This window comes from Sulfurospirillum sp., from assembly GCF_036802865.1.
Lineage (GTDB): Bacteria > Campylobacterota > Campylobacteria > Campylobacterales > Sulfurospirillaceae > Sulfurospirillum.
This window is the reverse complement of record NZ_DAIRVK010000005.1, coordinates 206,527-223,690: the sequence shown is the minus strand read 5'-3', so window position 1 is coordinate 223,690 and position 17,164 is coordinate 206,527. Positions and strand designations below refer to the sequence as shown.

The following is a 17,164-nucleotide window of genomic DNA, read 5'->3' as shown; positions in this document are numbered from 1 at the left end:
CATATAAAGCCTCTTTACAAAACTCTTCGGTATATCCACTGCATACTTTGATAATCCCATGTCAATTCATTGACACACGCGTAAGGTTGTTCGATGCTAAACATATCGTTAATGGCTATACCCAGTATTTGTGAGAGAATCATTCGATTGACACCGGCATGAGCAACGATAAGTATTGTTCCGTTAGCATGATGTGTAATAGCATCAAAGGCATCTCTTACACGCTTTGCCATAACATGAAAACTCTCACCATTGGGCGGAGTAAAATGTTCTAAATTTTCACCTCTTTGGGCATAAAGTTTGGGAAAGTGTGACTGAATGTAAGCCATTGGTACATTTTCCCAATCTCCCATATCTATCTCACAAAATGCATTGACAATGTGATAGTGCTTTTTTTTATCTTCACACAACGGTTGAATCGTTTGCACACATCGTGTTAAAGGGCTTGTAAAAATAGTCTCAACAAGAATTGCTTTAAAATAATCACACAATAAACGGGCTTGCTCTAAACCTAGAACATCAAGCGGTACATCGGTTTTACCCAAATACTTTTTTTCGCTTCCATTATCAATGTGCCCATGGCGAAGCAGATACACTTTTTCAACCATAAGGAAACACTTTACATGTAAGAATTTCTATTTTTAAAATAATCGCTTTTGTGGCGTTCAAACGCTTGGTGATGTTCCTTTGTGCGTCAAGGTTTCCCTCACATTTTTTTAATGCCTTCTCAAAGCGTTTTTCAAAACCACATACCTCATCTTCACTTACCACTTTATCGGCTAAGAAAAGCAATTCATTGGCATTTAAAGGAGCATTCGCATCAACTTCAATGTCCATGTGTGTCGCGATAACATCACCTATCGCTTTATAGCCCATCGCTTTGAGTCGTTCTGCCCCAACCGTGGCATGGTTTTTTTCTTGTCGTGCGATGTCATGCAACAATGCCGCAGCACGTAAAACCGTTTTATCAATGCCCAGTCCAAACGAAGCGATCTCTTCATAAAGAGTACATGCCATTTTTTCCACGGCTTCGCAATGCTTAATGATAGGCTCAGGTACATTATTGAACAGCATCATTGCCAAACACTCCTCATGTGTAGGAGCATTTCTCGCTTCATAAAGGAGAAGTTTTTGGTAGTCTTCTGGTGTATCCATATCCATTAAAACAGCTTGGTCGTAAACATTGACATTTAAAGCATCCTTTTTAAATGCTTCCAAAACCTTTTTAAGTCCACCTTTGCCATCGCTCAAAAGAATCTGCTCTTTATATTTCATGTCAATGAGCGGAGGATGACCTTTGTGACCTAGGAATGTAGGGTATATAACCCCTTTGCGCTCACGCATGTACGCCTCATACAAACAGTCCAAACTGTGCATTTTAATGAGGGGAATATCAACTGGCTGCATGTAAAATGCATCTACTGTTGTATCAATGGCACTAAGCCCTTTTTGAATAGAGCTAAACATGCCTTTGTCATAATCCTCGTTATAAATAATAGAGACATTATTATCTTTCAAGACTTCTCTAATCTCTTCTTGCCGATGCCCAACGACCACATAGATATGCTCCACACCATGCGCTTCATAGGTCTGAATCAGTCGCTCTAACGCACAGGTATGAGCAAATGGCAAAAGTGCTTTAAAGTCGTTCATGCGCGAAGAATACCCCGCAGCAATGATAAGAACGGCGATGTTATGCTTCATTGTCTAACTACGTTTCGCTTTGACAAGCTCTGCGGCGATACTAATGGCAATCTCTTCAGGTGTTTGAGCATTGATAGAAACCCCAATAGGACAATGTACTGCATCTAAATCTTTTTGCGCAAAGCCTTCATTGAGGAGTAGATTGTAAACATAATTTTTTTTCGTTTTACTTCCAATCATGCCAATATATTTAGCTTTCATGTGAAGCGATTGTTCAAGTACCACTTTATCAACACCTCTGGTGACAATGACAATGTAACTGTTTTTAGGTATATGCACCTCTTGACTCAGCCCCTCATAGGTGGAAGGAACAACGTGCACCTCATCTGCTGTAGGAAAACGCTCTCTATTGGCAAAAGCTTCTCTATCATCTAGGACAACCGTATAAAAGCCCAATGTTTTAGTCAGTGCCGCTATTTGTTGTGACACATGCCCCGCGCCTACGATATAAAGTCGTTGGGTATCGTAAAAAGGTTCTACCATATACTGGTATTTTCCCGAAAAAAGATGAAATTTAACATGATTGAAATCTTCTCGCAAAGACTCAACAATGCGCCCAACTTCTTTATCTTCTTCACCATACAGTTCAGTTTCGGTACATATCCATTTATGTTTGCCCGTAATGCGCTTATTGGATACAATCCTTGTAATCATCACAAAATCTGTTTCTGAAGTTTTGAGCTCTTTGGCTTTATGGTGAATATTCAGCTCCTGAATATCCAAAGCATCTATGTACTCCAAAAGAATTCTTACCTCACCCCCACAGACCATACCAGCAGCTCTTGCATCATCATCTGTTAATTCAATGTCTTCGATAGAACACTGCTTGGTTTTAAAAATATCGGGAGCCAGTTGCATTGCCATGGCTTCCAGTGTGCCCCCACCAATAGTCCCTTCAATCGAACCATCTTTGCGAATCACCATCTTGGCACCCGCTTCCCTAGGCGCAGAACCGCTTTTTTCCAATATCGTTGCCGTAACGATTTCGTTTTGTTCATTTAAACTATCGACAATGTGTTCAATGATTGTTTTCATACGTTAGTTTCCTTGTCTATAATGATGTAATTTTCTTTTAATCATGCTGTTGGTTATGTTGATGGAATGGTCGTCTTCCTTCGCCTCTATGGTAAGTTCGAACATAAAGGCAAATCGCTCTTTGATTTGCTGAACGATCACTTTTTTAAGTGCTTCACACTCCGATTTATGGGTAAGAATAAGTTGGATATGTAAAGCATTATTCTCACTCATCGTAAGCTTATAATCTAAAATAGCACCAAACTTCAACAGAATTTCATCCATATCTCTCAAATGAATTTCATGCTGGTTAATCTCTATTTTATTGTCGATGCGACCGAGGACTTTTTCCATCGTTCGTAAAAATGTTCCACATGCACAAGGTTGCGTAGAAAAACGTGCCATATCGCCCGTTCGATAACGAATGAGGGGCATTGCTTGGCGATGAAGCGTTGTAAAGACAACCTCTCCGTACACACCGTCTTCCACAAGAGCTCCCGTGATAGGATCTACGATTTCAAAATAGAGATCATTCTCTCTTAAATGGTAGCCACCCAGACATTCGCACTCAACGCCTCCACCGTATCCCATTTCCGTCATACCGTAATGGTTAAAGACCTTGCATGCACCCTTATAGCTTAATGCCTCTACTAGGGCATCAGGCACATAGTCGGTGCTCAAAAGAACTTTTTTGATATGAGTGTAAAAGACATCTGGCTTTAGTTTGCTCAAATAAAATACTTGCATAGGGATACCCACAATACACGTAATATTGTTTTTTTGAATGCACAAAGCCGTTTTTTCAACATCATTTAACACACCATGCACGATGCACTCAATGCCACTTTTAGCCAATGCTTTCTTGAGTAAATCCCCAATGCTTCCATATGCGGGACCAGGAAGTAGCACCATCACTTTATCGCTCGCATCGACAAGACAGTGCATACCGTGTTGAAAAAAGTCGATGGTCGCTTCTAAATCCTCATGCGTAAAAAAGATGCGCTTCTCATCACCCGTTGTACCTGAAGTATTGAGTGTCACAATACGATCAATATCGTTACTCGAAACACACACAAAGTCGTAGGCATTGTGTTTAATATCTGCGGGTGTTGTAAAAGGAATTTTCTCAAAATCTTTAAGAGATCTAATAGCGCTTAGGTCAATAGTTTCCAATGCGGTTTGATAAAAGCGGCTTTTATCTTTTGCATAGGTTAATGCTTTAAGGAGTTCGCCAAACTGATATGCCCGTAAAGCCTCTTGGCTTTTTTGCGCTGGTTGAGTGCGTGTGAGTATCCAATGCTCTAAAGGTGTTACGTTCATCGTATCCACTTTGAACCACGGTAAAGGGATTCACCCTCTTTGTTGGTGATGTTATACATACAAAAAGGAATCAACCTCCCATCAAGGGTAGAGATATGAATGCAACACTCTTTGATACGTTCTAGATTAACATTCCATGCGTCTTGAAATGCCATACCTGAAATGCTAAACGCGTTGTTGGCAATGGCACTGAGTATCTTGTCCCAGTCCGAAAGCTTCTCGTTTTCAACCTGTTTTTGATACGACCAATTACGAGCCACAAAGGCTTTAGCTTTCGTAGCACCCACTTCTGCTTTTTCGCTCTCACTTGAACAACACGCCCTCTTTGTCACAGGCTTTAAAACACCCTCTTCTATCAAATAATTGCCATTAAAAGAGCAGAGCGCATTTTCACATCCGGGAGGTTGCATACTTTGCAAGCTAATCATATGATCGGTTTGCTCACAAATGCACTCCATCACTTCAGGCAAAGTAATTCTCTCTTCATCACGAGGTGCTTTAGGAATTCGCCCAAAGTAACTGACAGGTTGAAAATGAACCCCTCGAACGGTGGGAGTTTTGCTTATGCCAAAGCGTATAATTTCGCCGATGCTATCCACATTTGTATTAGGCACGATGGTAGGAACCAGCACCACCCCGATGCCATACTTTCGGCAGTTTTCAATCGCTTGGCATTTAACATCAAACAAAGCCCTCCCGCGTAATTTTTCATAAATAGCATCATCAACTCCATCAAATTGTAAAAAGACAGAGTTAAGCCCTGCTTCTTTTAAACCTTTCACATATATTTCATCTTTTGCCATACGGATACCGTTGGTATTGACTTGAATGAAAGGAAAGCCTAAGCTCACACCTATGCGAATAATCTCCGCCAAATCATCTCTCACCGTTGGTTCACCACCTGAGAGTTGAATATTGCACTTTCCAGAGGCTTTTAAAATACTCTCAAATTGAAAACGCAACTGCTTTAATGACGGGTCTTTACTTTTGCCTTCAAGCGCGTCAGCAAAACAAAAATGACAGCTTAAATTACAACGCGTTGTCACTTCAATAAGTGCCGTACACGTGTGTTGTCGATGCGCTGTGCACAATCCGCAATCAAACGGGCACCCTTGATCCACTTGGGTAATAGGATTTTTTATGTAAGCCCGCTCTTTAGGGCGTATCCACGCATGCATCGGTGTTTTGCCGCGCCATAAAACCGTTTTAAAGAATCCATGTTCCAAACAGGTTTTCAACATGTAAGCACAATCATCCTCTTCGACGATAAACGCTTCAAGCTTACGCAAGCAAATAGGACAGAGACTTTCCGTGTGCATCAAAGGATTCAGAGTCATCGCATCTACCCTCTATTTCCGTACTCATAGCCATGTTCTTGCAAAATCTCATAGACTTTGACATACGCTTTTTGAATCATTCCTGCACAGATAGGCTTAAAACTCTGATCGGCACTTGTAAAATCCCTCTCACCAATGAGCGTAACACATTTTGTTGTGCCAAATTCGGTTTTAAACCACGTGTGAAATTCATGAACCATGTGCGCAAAATCTTCTTTTGCATCTTCACTTTCATTGCCCTTTGCACCGTAAAGCCCTAAAACACCTATGCCTCCAGTGAGCACACCACAGGTTTTCTGTGTATCGGCGATACCCCTACAAAGACCTTGCGCTGAACGTATGAGGTCATCATTTTTCGTATCTTCATCTTCAAGAGCGAGCTTATACATGATCTGAGCACAGCAAAATCCCTCAGATGAGAATTTAAATAAGCGTAGTGATAAATCATCCATTACTTTTCTCCTTTTTTAGCGATTAACATAAAATAACCTGGTTTACATTGTTTAATATTGTCTTCAAAAGAACAGCACGTTTGAAGCGCTTCACCTTCAATAGTTTTTCCCCAAAATGCCCCCATAGAGCCATGTGAAAAGATGATTTTGACCATAAGCTCTTTAAGAAGTTGACTACAATCTTCCAAAAGCATAACCTCAAAACCAATCGTCTCCAATACCTCTTTTAAAGAAGCCAAATCATGCATTCCCCGCATACACGACGTCATAGAAAAATGGTTCATGTTGCTTAGAAACTCAGGTTTTTTGGCATAAACATCGTGTATCACAAACCAACCGTCTTTCTCCAAAACTCTGTGTATCTCATTTAGTGTTACGTGTAAATCATGCATCAAAGACAACGTACACTCTGCCAAAACACACTCAAAGCTCTTATTGTCAAACGGAAGCGAATCTCCCGAACCAGTAACAAAAGTTGCAAAAGGATTTTTCACTTTTGCGATATTAAGTAACTTAGAAGAAGGGTCAAGCCCCACCACGTTAATCCCATGATTTTGAAACAAATAAGCCACTGTTGCACCCATGCCACACCCTAAATCAAGCACACGAGTCTGCTCATTTAATCCACAAAAATTGAGCGCTTTTTCAGTCAGCTTGAAGCCTCCTGGGCGAAGAGTATCGCCTGTGGCTTCTTGCATACAGCTGCTTTCATAGAGATTACACGTAGGCATGTTATTTGTCCTCTAAGCTTTTTTCAACTTCAAGTATCTTGCCTAACGCCAAATCATCACTAATAAACGCCATATTGCACTCTGGGCATTTTAAAAGGTCGACTTCAAAGTTACCCTCTAAGTAGCGCACTTTTAACTTTTGGATTACCAATGCTTTTTGGCACTTATCACATATCCATACGGTTGTTTTATCGATTTGATCACTCATCTTAACCCTCCACTACTTCCATGCGGTGACTGTACACATCTTTAAGCGTAATGTCATTGCCATTTTCTTCGTATTTCACCCAAAACGTCACGTTTTGAACTCTAAGGCGTGCGAGATAGTCTGATGTTTCAGGGTTAAAAAATCGCTCTTTGTGTGTAATAGAGTTTTCCACCACTTTCTCAACATCACTGAGTAAAATAAATCGCTTTTCCATCAATGTGACGATTTCATCGGGGACATGTAGGGTAAAACTATAGGTATTGCTCACAGCACTCTCCTCTTCTTCGTTCCATATCTCTTTTAGAAGTTGGTTTTTCAGTCGTTTACGATTGTTTTGGCGCTCTGAGAGCGTTGGCATTTTTTGAGGCTCCTCTTGGTTCACTTCATTGCCATAAATGATGTCTAAAAGATGATACGCTCTCTTATTGCCCTTCACTAGGGCATCTTTACACATCGCACAGTAAACCAGAACATCTTGCTCGCTCTCGCTGATGCGATCTTTGACAAAGTCACCCGCTTGTTCAGGGTTAGCATTTGAAACCAAGCCACCATAGCCACAACATTTTGCTTTCTCTTTGGAGAATTCCAGCTCTTGGATGGTGTAGCCTAATGTTTTGACAATGCTACGTACACTGTCATGAAGCCCTGAATTATGTCTGGTAGCGCAGGCATCGTGAATGCAAAGCTCTCGTTTGCCTTTTTTGATATCAACTTCAGGCAAACCGTATTTTTCAAACACTTCCCACAACGAGATGGTTTTAATCTTTGGTAAGTATTTCTCAAATGTCGCAGCACAACTCGAACAGGCTAAGATAAACGTAGGCTCTCCCATCTCTTCCCATGTCTTATGAATTTTTTCAATACTCTCAGGCATCAAATCAAGCCTTCCAGCCCAATCCGCAGGCGCTCCACAACAACCCAAATAAAGCCCGACATCGTTGTCAGCGTCTTTCTCTTTGATAGCACCAACAAGATGTTTATAAATATCGCCGATGTAATCGGTGTGCGTAGAGCTCAGCTGACACCCTGGGTAAAAAAGATACCCTGTTTTTCCAGATCCCTTGTACAAGCCTCTTGCGTATTTTGAAAAGGCGATGACTGGGTAGTAAAAGAGGTCTTTGGATTGTTCTTTACTCGGCTGTTTACGCACCATGGAGAAGTAATCACTGTGGCTAAATTGCATGTCTTTAAGGGCAAAGTCATGCGCCGAAAGTGGCATTTTCCCACGCTCGACCATGCTTTCACGCGTAGCATGAATAATGTCTGCCATACCAATACCTACAGGACAAACCTCTTTGCACAAACCACACTCGGTACAGGAGTTGATCATCAAATTGGCAGTTCTATTTCCTAGAACAATCCGTTCATTATGACTGATACTTCTGATATATTGATCGGGAGTGATGGAAAAACGTTGCATATGCACACACGCTTTGATACACGCATCGCATTGGCATTTTAAGCATCGTGTGGCTTCTTCTTGTGCTTCAGTATCAGTGTAAACCGTGGCTGTTTTAACCACTGTATCAACAGGGTTTACGGTGTCAATTTTATATTTTAATTTTGTTTCAAATATACCCTCACGCTCTCTTGAAGCGAGCATAGAGGTTTTGTTAATGTAACGATCAATTGAGACTGTTGCTCGTCTTCCTGAGCTGACGCTATCAATAACCGAGTTGTTTTGGCTTTGAATTTTTCCACCTACAAATAAGGAAGATTCACCGACTTGAAATGTATCTTGGTTAATGCTATACGCTTTGTTCCAAGACCCAGTAGCTAAATAAATCGCATCGTATTGTTCGCTATAACTGTTGAGATTTTCTTCTGAAACTTCGGTGTTGTAGCAAATTGTTATGCCTTTTTTGGCAACCACCAAAAGTTCTTCTTCAATGACTGAGGTCTCTAAGCCTTTACCTTCATACTCCCAAATGCTTCCACCTAAGCGGTTTGTTTTTTCATAAACAGTGACTTTATACCCTTTTTTATCCAGCTCAACCGCTGCAACACACCCACTGAGTCCTCCGCCGATAATGGCGACGTTGCCTTTGTTTTTGGGCAAAAGCAGTGGTTTTTTAGGAGGCACATAGCCTAAATCAATCACCGTTTTTTCAAGTTCGCTGATGCGTATACTTCCACCAGCCTCTTTTCTCACGCACTGCGTTTCACAAGGGTGGTCACAAATCTTTCCAATAAGCCTGCTAAAAGGTATCTTGTTTTCCATAACCTTATACGCTTTAGCAAAATCACCTTTTTCAATTTCAGACACAAAAGCTATCACATCCAGATGAACCGGACACGATGCCACGCATACGGGAGGCTCTGAATGAATACATTGATTTCCAATTTCCAATAATTTATCTAAATCCATTCTACTATCCTCAGCTATCGTATAAAAAACAAAAATGTGCGTGAGATACGGCTCGGTATCTCACGCATGCTTACAACGTTGCTACATTAAGCCATAGCTGCTAAAACTTTTTCTGGACGTGCTGGTAAGTGAGTTACTCTCGCACCACACGCATTGTAGATAGCGTTAATAATTGCCGCATGTGGAGCCGCAAGAGGCATTTCACCCGCACCTGAAGCGCCTAGTAAGCTGTTTGGTCTTTGGTATTCGGTATAGATAAGATCAAGATTGTCAGGGACATCTTTGATTTTTGGAATACCACATCCTGTTAAGGTTGTATGTTTTTTAAGATCATCAAAGTCTTCTGTTAGTGCCAAACCGATACCTTGAACCAAACCACCATACATTTGACCATCAACAACAAGTCTGTTGATAATCGTACCAACATCTGATGCCAACGTCATTTTCTCAACATTGGTTTTACCCGTTTTAGTATCGACCTCAACCTCAGCGATACAAACACCGTACATATACGCCGCAAATGGATTGCCTTGACCATGATCTGGTGGTGTGTCGGTACATGGCGCTGTCCATTTACCCATGTATTTCACTTCACGGCCTTCTGCAATCATCTCTGCATAGGTTCTGTATGTGCCATCTGGTTTTTTCAGCGCTTCAAGTAAATTACGACATGCCACAACGGTTGCATTACCGGTTACAACATTCGAGCGACTTCCGCCTGCTGGTCCGCTGTTTGGTGTTTTAGTCATATCATTCAAGACCAAATCAACTTGTTCTGGTTTAAGATTGAGAGGTTTTAGCGTTTCATGTGCAAAGGTTAATGTACCCACATCTGCACCTTGTCCATGATCTTCCCATGAGTTACCCACAGTCACGCCTTTTGCGGTAATCTCTGCCCATGCTTCAGAAGAATCTGGACCATCCAAACCACAACCATAAATGTTAACAGAAACACCCACACCGTATTTTTTATCAGCTGCCGCTTTTGCATTTTTCTCTTTGGCTGTCTTTTTCGCTAATTCGTATACTGGGCGACTTTTGTCAAACAACTCTTCCAAACAGAAGACATCTGGAGAACATCCTGTTGGCGTTGTATCACCTTGTCTGTAGATATTTTTGTATCTGAAGTCAAACGGATCCATGCCCACTTTTTCAGCCAATTCATCAATAAGTACTTCAGAAGGGAACATAATCTCAGGAGCACCGTATCCACGGAATGCTGAACCCCAACCATGGTTTGTACATACCGTACGTCCATTACCACGAATGTTAGGAATCATATAACCCGCACCACCAAATTGGAAACCACGTTGTGTTAACAAGTCACCAAACTCTGAGTAAGGACCATGGTCAACACTCCAATCTGATTCTAATGCTAAGATTTTGCCATTTTTATCAGCAGCCATTTTCATGGTTGTCCAGAATGGTGAACGCTTACCTGTGTAAGTAATTTGTTGTTTCATATTGAACTCAAGGTAAACTGGTCTACCTGTTGCCATGGTTGCAACACCGAGTAAGCCTTCCATCGTTGGACTAAATTTATAACCAAAAGTAGCACCCGTATTGTTTTGAACGATAAAGACATCTTCAGCTTTCATACCCACACCCTCAGCAATCATCAATGCATGGAAATGAAGTGCGATACTTTTTGAGTGAATAATAAGCTTTCCATCATCATCCACATAACCAAAACCAACATCTGGCTCAAGTGGTAAGTGCGGTTGACGTTGTGTATAGAAGCTATCTTCCACAACAAAAGGAGCGTCTTTCATAATAGGCGCAGTCTCAGCCCCTTTACTAATGTGATTGTTAAAGTAGACGTTTGGAGTACCTGGATGAATTTCGATAGCATCTTCTGCCATTGCATCTGGAGCGTTCATATAGGCTGGTAACACTTCGAGTTCTACTTTAACTTTATCAACACCCGCATGTGCTGCTTTTTCATTCTCTGCCAAAACGATAGCAATAGCATCACCGTATTGGAAGATTTTTTTATCATTTAAGATTGGTCTATCTAAACCATCACCTTTATTGGTAGGGAAAGCCAAACCATTAATGCGGTTTGTTCCTTTTACATCTTTATAGGTAAGTACTGCCACAACACCCGGAACTTTTTTAGCCTCTTCTGTATCGATAGAGATAATATTTGCATGAGAAACTTCAGCTTGGACGATTTTTGCATGTAGAGTGTTAGCTGGAAGTTTTAAGCCTAGGTCTGCACCAAAATCCCATGTTCCCATAACTTTTGCCATTGCAGAAGGACGGATATACGATGAGCCAACCAATGACGTACCTTCTGGAATTTTTTTCCAAAAATCTTTAAGTTCTAACTCGCCTCTAATGATTTTTGCTGCATCCATAACGGCATCAACGAGAGGTTTATAACCTGTACAGCGACAAAGGTTTTTATTTTTTTGGAACCAGTCTCTGATGTCTTCACGTGTTGGGTTTGGATTTTGCTCTAAAAGAACTTTAGCTGATACGATGAAGCCTGGTGTACAATAACCACATTGTGCAGCACCATAAACCATCCATGCAATTTGAAGTGGGTGAAGCTTGTCTTTAGTACCTACACCTTCAATGGTGATGATTTCATCATTGTCTTCAATTTTTTTCATCTTCGTGATACAGGCACGAACGAGTTTACCATTAAGAATAACCGTACACGTACCACATTCACCACTATTACAACCTACTTTTGTGCCCGTAAGTCCTAGTTGCTTTCGTAAAACATCGGATAATTTTTCTTCTACATCCGCAACCAATGTTGTTTTAACACCATTAATGATTAACATTTTTTTTAGCATGTTTTTACCTTATAAAATAGTATTTGCAATATCTTACATATTGAGATATATGCAAAAAGAGCATATTTTTATCCATAAGTTTTCTGAAAACCTCATTCCAAAGCTCTACAATATGTATATTCTGCATATTGATTAACAAGACTTTTCAAAAACTCACCAATTTAAAACTCCCCATGAAGCACGTACATACACTGTATTATTCATGTTTTATAGAATCTTTTTTGGCCTCCCATACTCTATGTGTTTGTTGTTGTCTTTAATTGTTACTTCAAATGATATAACATGAATGTAGCATGAATATAGCAATGAAATTTATGCTAAAAACCCATCATAAAGAAATATGGTTATGTGTGGTATGGTTACATACAAAATCATATTTATTGGACTTTAGCAACAACGATATTTTTGCAAGTTGCTATTTGCTATCCTTAACTCGATCCTCAAAAAGAAGGGACGTATTTTGTGAGAACATATAACTTTTGTTATCAAACAGGCGCATTACAGGGCATTATCGATTTTGCACTCTTTACCAATGAGCAAAATATTTTAGTGCAAATCTTTTGCGGTCAAGACAAAGAAACCTTAAAATACGTTAGCGATGTGATTCTAAACTATCTACCTCAAGCCATTTGTATCGGAACAACAACCGATGGAGAAATAAACGGCGAGTCGATTACGACATTACAGACGATCATCTCCATTAGCATTTTTGACTATACAACCCTTAAAACAGCTTACTCGAATGATGAAGACTCCTTTGTATGTGGTACAAACATAGCGTCAAATCTAATAACTCCTACCACAAAACTACTCATTCTTTTTACCGATGGCACGCATATGAATGCCGAAGAGTTTTTACAAGGTGTAGAGTCCTTCGATGGAAGTGTGCCCATTTGTGGGGGTATGGCAGGAGACAATGGTAAATTTATACAGACCTATATTTCATCCCAAAACACGCTTTTAAGTGCAGGTGTAGTGGGGGTTTCTTTAAATTCCAATATTCTTCAAGTAGCAACAGACTATAAATTTGACTGGAAACCTATAGGACTTCAGCATACCATTACGAAAGCCCACAATAATAGGGTTTACCAAATAGATGACATGAGTGCTGCTTATTTTTACGATAAATACCTCGGTAGCAATTTTTCACAAACAGAATTTCCCTTAATCCTTGAAAAAAATGGCATCATCATGGCACGCGCTGTCATAGGTAAATACGAAGATGGTAGCCTCAGTTACAGTGGCAATTTGAGTGAAGGAGATCAAGTCAGAATTGGCTTTGGTGATGCTGAATCTTTGATGAAAGACCCCATAAAAGTTTTAGTGAACTTACAATCCATCAATGTCGAAACATTTTTTATCTTTTCCTGTATGGCACGAAGAAGGTTTATGCCATTTCTCATCAAAATTGGCATTGGGTCATTTGCAAAAACAGCCACGACCTCAGGTTTTTTCACTTACTCAGAATTTTACCATCACAACGGTCACAATAAACTCCTCAATCAAACCCTTACCGTTGTTGCCTTAAGCGAATCTATCGAAAGGGTACCTGCTTTAAACAATACAAACACCGAAGAGACTAAAAAAAACACTTCTTATTCTAAAACAATCGAATCCTTAACCCATTTAGTGGAACAAAGTGCCTCTGATTATCATGAGCAATCCAAACGATTAGAGAAGCAAATTAAGTATTCAGACTCTCTTTTGGCATCGCATAAGCAGTTCTTACGTTACACCGTGCATGAGATGAATACACCCTTAAGTGTCATTCTCAGCAACATAGAACTGCATGAGATGGAATTTGGCAGAAGTGTTTGTTTGGAAAATATTGAAGTTGCGGTTAAAAGCATTTTTTCGATGTATGATGATTTGAGTTATTTGGTTAAAAAAGACCATATTACCTATGTAAAACAGAAAATTGATTTGGTTGATTATGTTCGAAGCCGTATCGATTTTTTTGCACAAGTTGCCCATATAGCAAAATCTCTTTTTATCTTTGAAACCAATTGCGATAAAGCGACCATATTTTTTAATGAAACAAAACTGCAACGTATTATTGACAATAATCTTACCAACGCTATTAAATACACATTTGAAAATGAAAATATCGTTGTCTCAGTACAAACAGATAATGAATATTGTCATTTTTGCATCGCATCGCATTCACGAAAAATTCAAGAACCCGAGAAAGTTTTTGAAGAATTCTACCGTGAAGAAGAAGTACAACAAGGCTTCGGCTTAGGACTCAATCTCGTTAAAAGAATCTGTAAGGAAGAAAACGTGAAAATTACACTGCATTCTGATGAAAACATCACATCCTTTTCATACCAATTTAAAGTTGATAACGCATGAAAATCTTACTCTTAGAAGACGATATCCTCCTCAATGAATCCATCACCAAGTACCTCACAACCATTGGTCACGCCATCACGTCTGTCAGAGATGGCAATGTATGTCTAGGCATCTTAGAGAGCGAAAAATTCGACCTGCTTATCTTTGACATCAATGTTCCTAACATTGATGGATTAACCATTTTGGAGACATTGCACGCGCACAAGAAAATCACACCGGTTATTTTTATCTCAACGCTTATTGACATCGAAGATATATCCAGAGCGTTTGAATTAGGATGCTATGATTATTTGAAAAAACCTTTTCATTTGAAAGAACTGGGCATCAGAATCGACAGAATTGCAAAAACAGCTAAAAAAGACATGCATCACAAAAGGCTCTCACCTTCTTACAGTTTTGATTGCGATGATATGACCCTTTACTTCCATGAAGAGCCACAAGTACTCTCAAAACGCCAGCTCCAAATCATAGAATTTTTCGCACACAACCGAGGATTTGTCTGTAGTTTTGATATGTTTAGAGAAAGTGTCTGGGCAGATTGCGATATGTTTGTCGATGATGCCACCATACGAACAGAGATCAACCGCTTGAAAAACAACTTGAAAGAAGACTTCATTACCAACATTAGAGGTATTGGGTATATGGTGAAAACGCCTTCGCTTTAAACTCTTTTAGACACCAATGTCTTCATTCCAAAGCTCTGGATTTTTTGCTATAAAAGACTCCATAAGTTCACGACACTTTGAGTCATTGACGACTTCAACCTCTACACCTCGTGACCTGACGTACGCTTCTGGTCCACAAAAGGTTTGGTTTTCGCCGATGACAACTTTGGGTATGCCATAAAGCAAAACAGCACCACTGCACATATCGCAAGGCGATAACGTCGAATAAAGAGTAGCTCTTTGATAATCACGTGCACTCAGTCGTCCCGCATTTTCCAAACAGTCCATTTCCGCGTGCAAGACTGCACTTCCTTTTTGAACCCTCTGGTTGTGACCACGCCCAACAATTTTACCGTCTATCACGAGCACTGAACCGATAGGTATGCCACCCTCATTCAACCCTTTTTGGGCTTCTTCTATGGCTGCTCCTAAAAATTGATCCATGGTTTTGCCTTTTAGTTATCTTAGATTAGTTTGTATTATAACTTTTTTGCCATATTTTATTATATATAGAAGCTACACTTTGATAAGTTGATTTTGATATCTTTACATGTAAAAAAATGGAATTTTAGAAAGTTAAAAGTTTAGCTCAGACCCTTTTATTTACGAATAAATTTTATGAAATATACATGCCTCTTTTGAACTTAATTTGACACCTTTTAATACGAAGTTATCTGCAAATTGGAAAAATACCCATTTGAACCATCATCTACCCAAAGCCCGACCGAGCCTTTGGCCTCGGCACCCATTTTCAAATCACTGACTGTGATAGCAGGTTCCAATTCATTATTTAAATAAGCCTTAGCCACACTTCCTTTGACTTCGATTTTAAGATGAATCCATTTTTTAGGAGCAATATTTGCACCTTTTTCATATTGTTCAGGAAATTCATTACGGAATCGATCAAATGACCAATCAGGATATGAGATGTATTGAATTGCCCTATCAATGCGGGGAGAAGGTGGAATAGGCTCCGCATTGCGTCCGTTTGTCATGCGCAAATAAATTGCCTCGAATTTAGAGACATCATTGTTGATGCGAAAAGCAATTCCTGTAAATCCCCGTGCATCTTGATCACCTTTGCCGTTGACTTCACCGGCTATATCAACCTCAATAATTCCATTTTGGAAAGTAACGGGTATTAAAGCAAAAGTGGCATGATTCCCACCAAGACCTTTCAATATCTGTGCCTGTTTTTCTTCACTAAGATAAACCTGAAGACTTTTGCGACCTTCAAAATCAGCAGATTTAACAATCACATTGTTCGGCTTCACCTGATCCGTATGTGACAAATCAAAGGTTTGTGCCTGAACAGATGAAACTCCGAATAAAATAGAAACAATAACAACATAAACAAACATACTTTTCATTCTAACTTCCTTTTTTACAAAATTAATCATTAATAGGGCTCAGGGGCTAAACTTTTAACTTTTTCAAGGTAATCTTTCAACTTCTTATCCCTCTTTTTTATCCTTAGATACTCATCATTGTAGCTAAAATATTACAGTTGTAAAAACCGCTCAACATCTAAAACTATCTCATCCACCGCCTCTGTCGCTTTTTTGTAAATTACTTTGGTATAAACCCTCTCGTTAATGGCTTCACTTTTTTCTAGATTATTGAGGATTGAAACCTTTACATGTAAAGCAAAATGATCCATAGCGATGACGTTTCCACTTGAACCGATGATGACCAAAAACTGGCACTCTTCCATTGCTTCATAAAGGTGTTCATACATGGGAGCAGCTTCACCAAAGAAGACGATGTCGGGACGTAGTGAGCCATGACAACTTTTGCATGTAAAGTCTCGCTCTTGTTTGGTGTAGCCGATGAGATGGGTTTTGCCACACACTTCACAGCGTAGGCGTGGCAAAAACCCGTGTAAATGCAAAACGTCTTTGCACCCTGCTCGCTCGAAAAGATCGTCCACATTTTGGGTGATGAGTGCAATGTCACTGGGGTATTGCTCTTGTAGTTTTGCGATAGCGTAGTGTGCGGCATTGGGTGTGACGGAAGAGAGTTGTTCACGTCTGGCATCGTAAAAAGTCAGGGTGTTTTCTCTGTTCCAGTTCAAACACCCGTGCGTACAAATTTCTTCGATGCGGTACTTTTCCCACAGTCCATCGCTGTCGCGAAAGGTGGAGAGCCCACTCTCCGCACTGATGCCCGCCCCTGAGAAAATCACGACTTTTGCCATGGGAAAACT

15 protein-coding genes are annotated in these 17,164 nt (G+C 40.0%); 2 read left to right on the top strand and 13 right to left on the bottom strand.

Annotated features, from left to right (window positions below; all coding sequences use genetic code 11):
* Positions 1–14: 14 nt before the first annotated feature.
* The 10 genes from V7Q04_RS11740 to V7Q04_RS11695 form a co-directional block, all read right to left on the bottom strand.
* Complete coding sequence (locus V7Q04_RS11740; protein ID WP_333805325.1) at positions 15–608, bottom strand: histidine phosphatase family protein; 594 nt, start codon at positions 606–608, stop codon at positions 15–17.
* Entirely contained in the window at positions 601–1,704 is a 1,104-nt protein-coding gene (locus tag V7Q04_RS11735) for a DVU_1551 family NTP transferase (protein ID WP_333805324.1), read from the bottom strand. Before V7Q04_RS11735 ends, V7Q04_RS11740 begins: the two co-directional genes overlap by 8 nt.
* Before the next feature lie 3 nt (positions 1,705–1,707).
* On the bottom strand, positions 1,708–2,739 hold the full coding sequence (locus V7Q04_RS11730; protein WP_333805323.1) for an XdhC family aldehyde oxidoreductase maturation factor: 1,032 nt from the start codon (positions 2,737–2,739) through the stop codon (positions 1,708–1,710).
* Positions 2,740–2,742: 3 nt separating this feature from the next.
* The gene (locus V7Q04_RS11725) at positions 2,743–4,038 is read right to left on the bottom strand and encodes a DVU_1553 family AMP-dependent CoA ligase (protein ID WP_333805322.1); all 1,296 of its coding nucleotides are present in this window, start codon (positions 4,036–4,038) and stop codon (positions 2,743–2,745) included.
* A complete protein-coding gene (gene trsS, locus V7Q04_RS11720; RefSeq protein ID WP_333805321.1) occupies positions 4,035–5,375 on the bottom strand; it encodes a radical SAM (seleno)protein TrsS in 1,341 nt (446 codons plus the stop codon). Before trsS ends, V7Q04_RS11725 begins: the two co-directional genes overlap by 4 nt.
* Before the next feature lie 5 nt (positions 5,376–5,380).
* Positions 5,381–5,827 carry a DVU_1555 family C-GCAxxG-C-C protein gene (locus V7Q04_RS11715; protein WP_333805320.1) on the bottom strand — a complete coding sequence of 149 codons (447 nt, stop codon included), beginning with the start codon at positions 5,825–5,827 and terminating at the stop codon, positions 5,381–5,383.
* Positions 5,827–6,558, bottom strand: coding sequence for a DVU_1556 family methyltransferase (gene trsM / locus V7Q04_RS11710; protein WP_333805318.1), 732 nt, complete (start codon positions 6,556–6,558; stop codon positions 5,827–5,829). Before trsM ends, V7Q04_RS11715 begins: the two co-directional genes overlap by 1 nt.
* Before the next feature lies 1 nt (position 6,559).
* Entirely contained in the window at positions 6,560–6,766 is a 207-nt protein-coding gene (locus tag V7Q04_RS11705) for a DVU_1557 family redox protein (RefSeq protein WP_333805317.1), read from the bottom strand.
* Position 6,767: 1 nt separating this feature from the next.
* Positions 6,768–9,134, bottom strand: a complete 2,367-nt coding sequence (locus V7Q04_RS11700; RefSeq protein WP_333805314.1) for a pyridine nucleotide-disulfide oxidoreductase/dicluster-binding protein — start codon at positions 9,132–9,134, stop codon at positions 6,768–6,770.
* Between the two features lie 86 nt (positions 9,135–9,220).
* Positions 9,221–11,941: a molybdopterin-dependent aldehyde oxidoreductase gene (locus V7Q04_RS11695; RefSeq protein ID WP_333805312.1), complete on the bottom strand. Its 2,721-nt coding sequence runs from the start codon at positions 11,939–11,941 to the stop codon at positions 9,221–9,223.
* Between the two features lie 462 nt (positions 11,942–12,403).
* Here V7Q04_RS11695 and V7Q04_RS11690 point away from each other — a divergent pair, with 462 nt between their 5' ends.
* A complete protein-coding gene (locus V7Q04_RS11690; RefSeq protein ID WP_333805310.1) occupies positions 12,404–14,293 on the top strand; it encodes an FIST N-terminal domain-containing protein in 1,890 nt (629 codons plus the stop codon).
* Positions 14,290–14,958, top strand: coding sequence for a response regulator transcription factor (locus V7Q04_RS11685; RefSeq protein WP_333805309.1), 669 nt, complete (start codon positions 14,290–14,292; stop codon positions 14,956–14,958). The genes V7Q04_RS11690 and V7Q04_RS11685 overlap by 4 nt, the downstream gene beginning before the upstream one ends.
* A gap of 6 nt (positions 14,959–14,964) precedes the next feature.
* Here the strand turns inward: V7Q04_RS11685 and V7Q04_RS11680 are convergent, their stop codons facing one another.
* The 3 genes from V7Q04_RS11680 to V7Q04_RS11670 form a co-directional block, all read right to left on the bottom strand.
* Positions 14,965–15,402: a nucleoside deaminase gene (locus V7Q04_RS11680; protein ID WP_333805308.1), complete on the bottom strand. Its 438-nt coding sequence runs from the start codon at positions 15,400–15,402 to the stop codon at positions 14,965–14,967.
* A 215-nt stretch (positions 15,403–15,617) separates the two neighbouring features.
* Positions 15,618–16,328: a hypothetical protein gene (locus tag V7Q04_RS11675; protein WP_333805305.1), complete on the bottom strand. Its 711-nt coding sequence runs from the start codon at positions 16,326–16,328 to the stop codon at positions 15,618–15,620.
* 131 nt (positions 16,329–16,459) lie between these two features.
* Positions 16,460–17,155: an SIR2 family NAD-dependent protein deacylase gene (locus V7Q04_RS11670; RefSeq protein WP_333805304.1), complete on the bottom strand. Its 696-nt coding sequence runs from the start codon at positions 17,153–17,155 to the stop codon at positions 16,460–16,462.
* Positions 17,156–17,164: the final 9 nt, after the last annotated feature.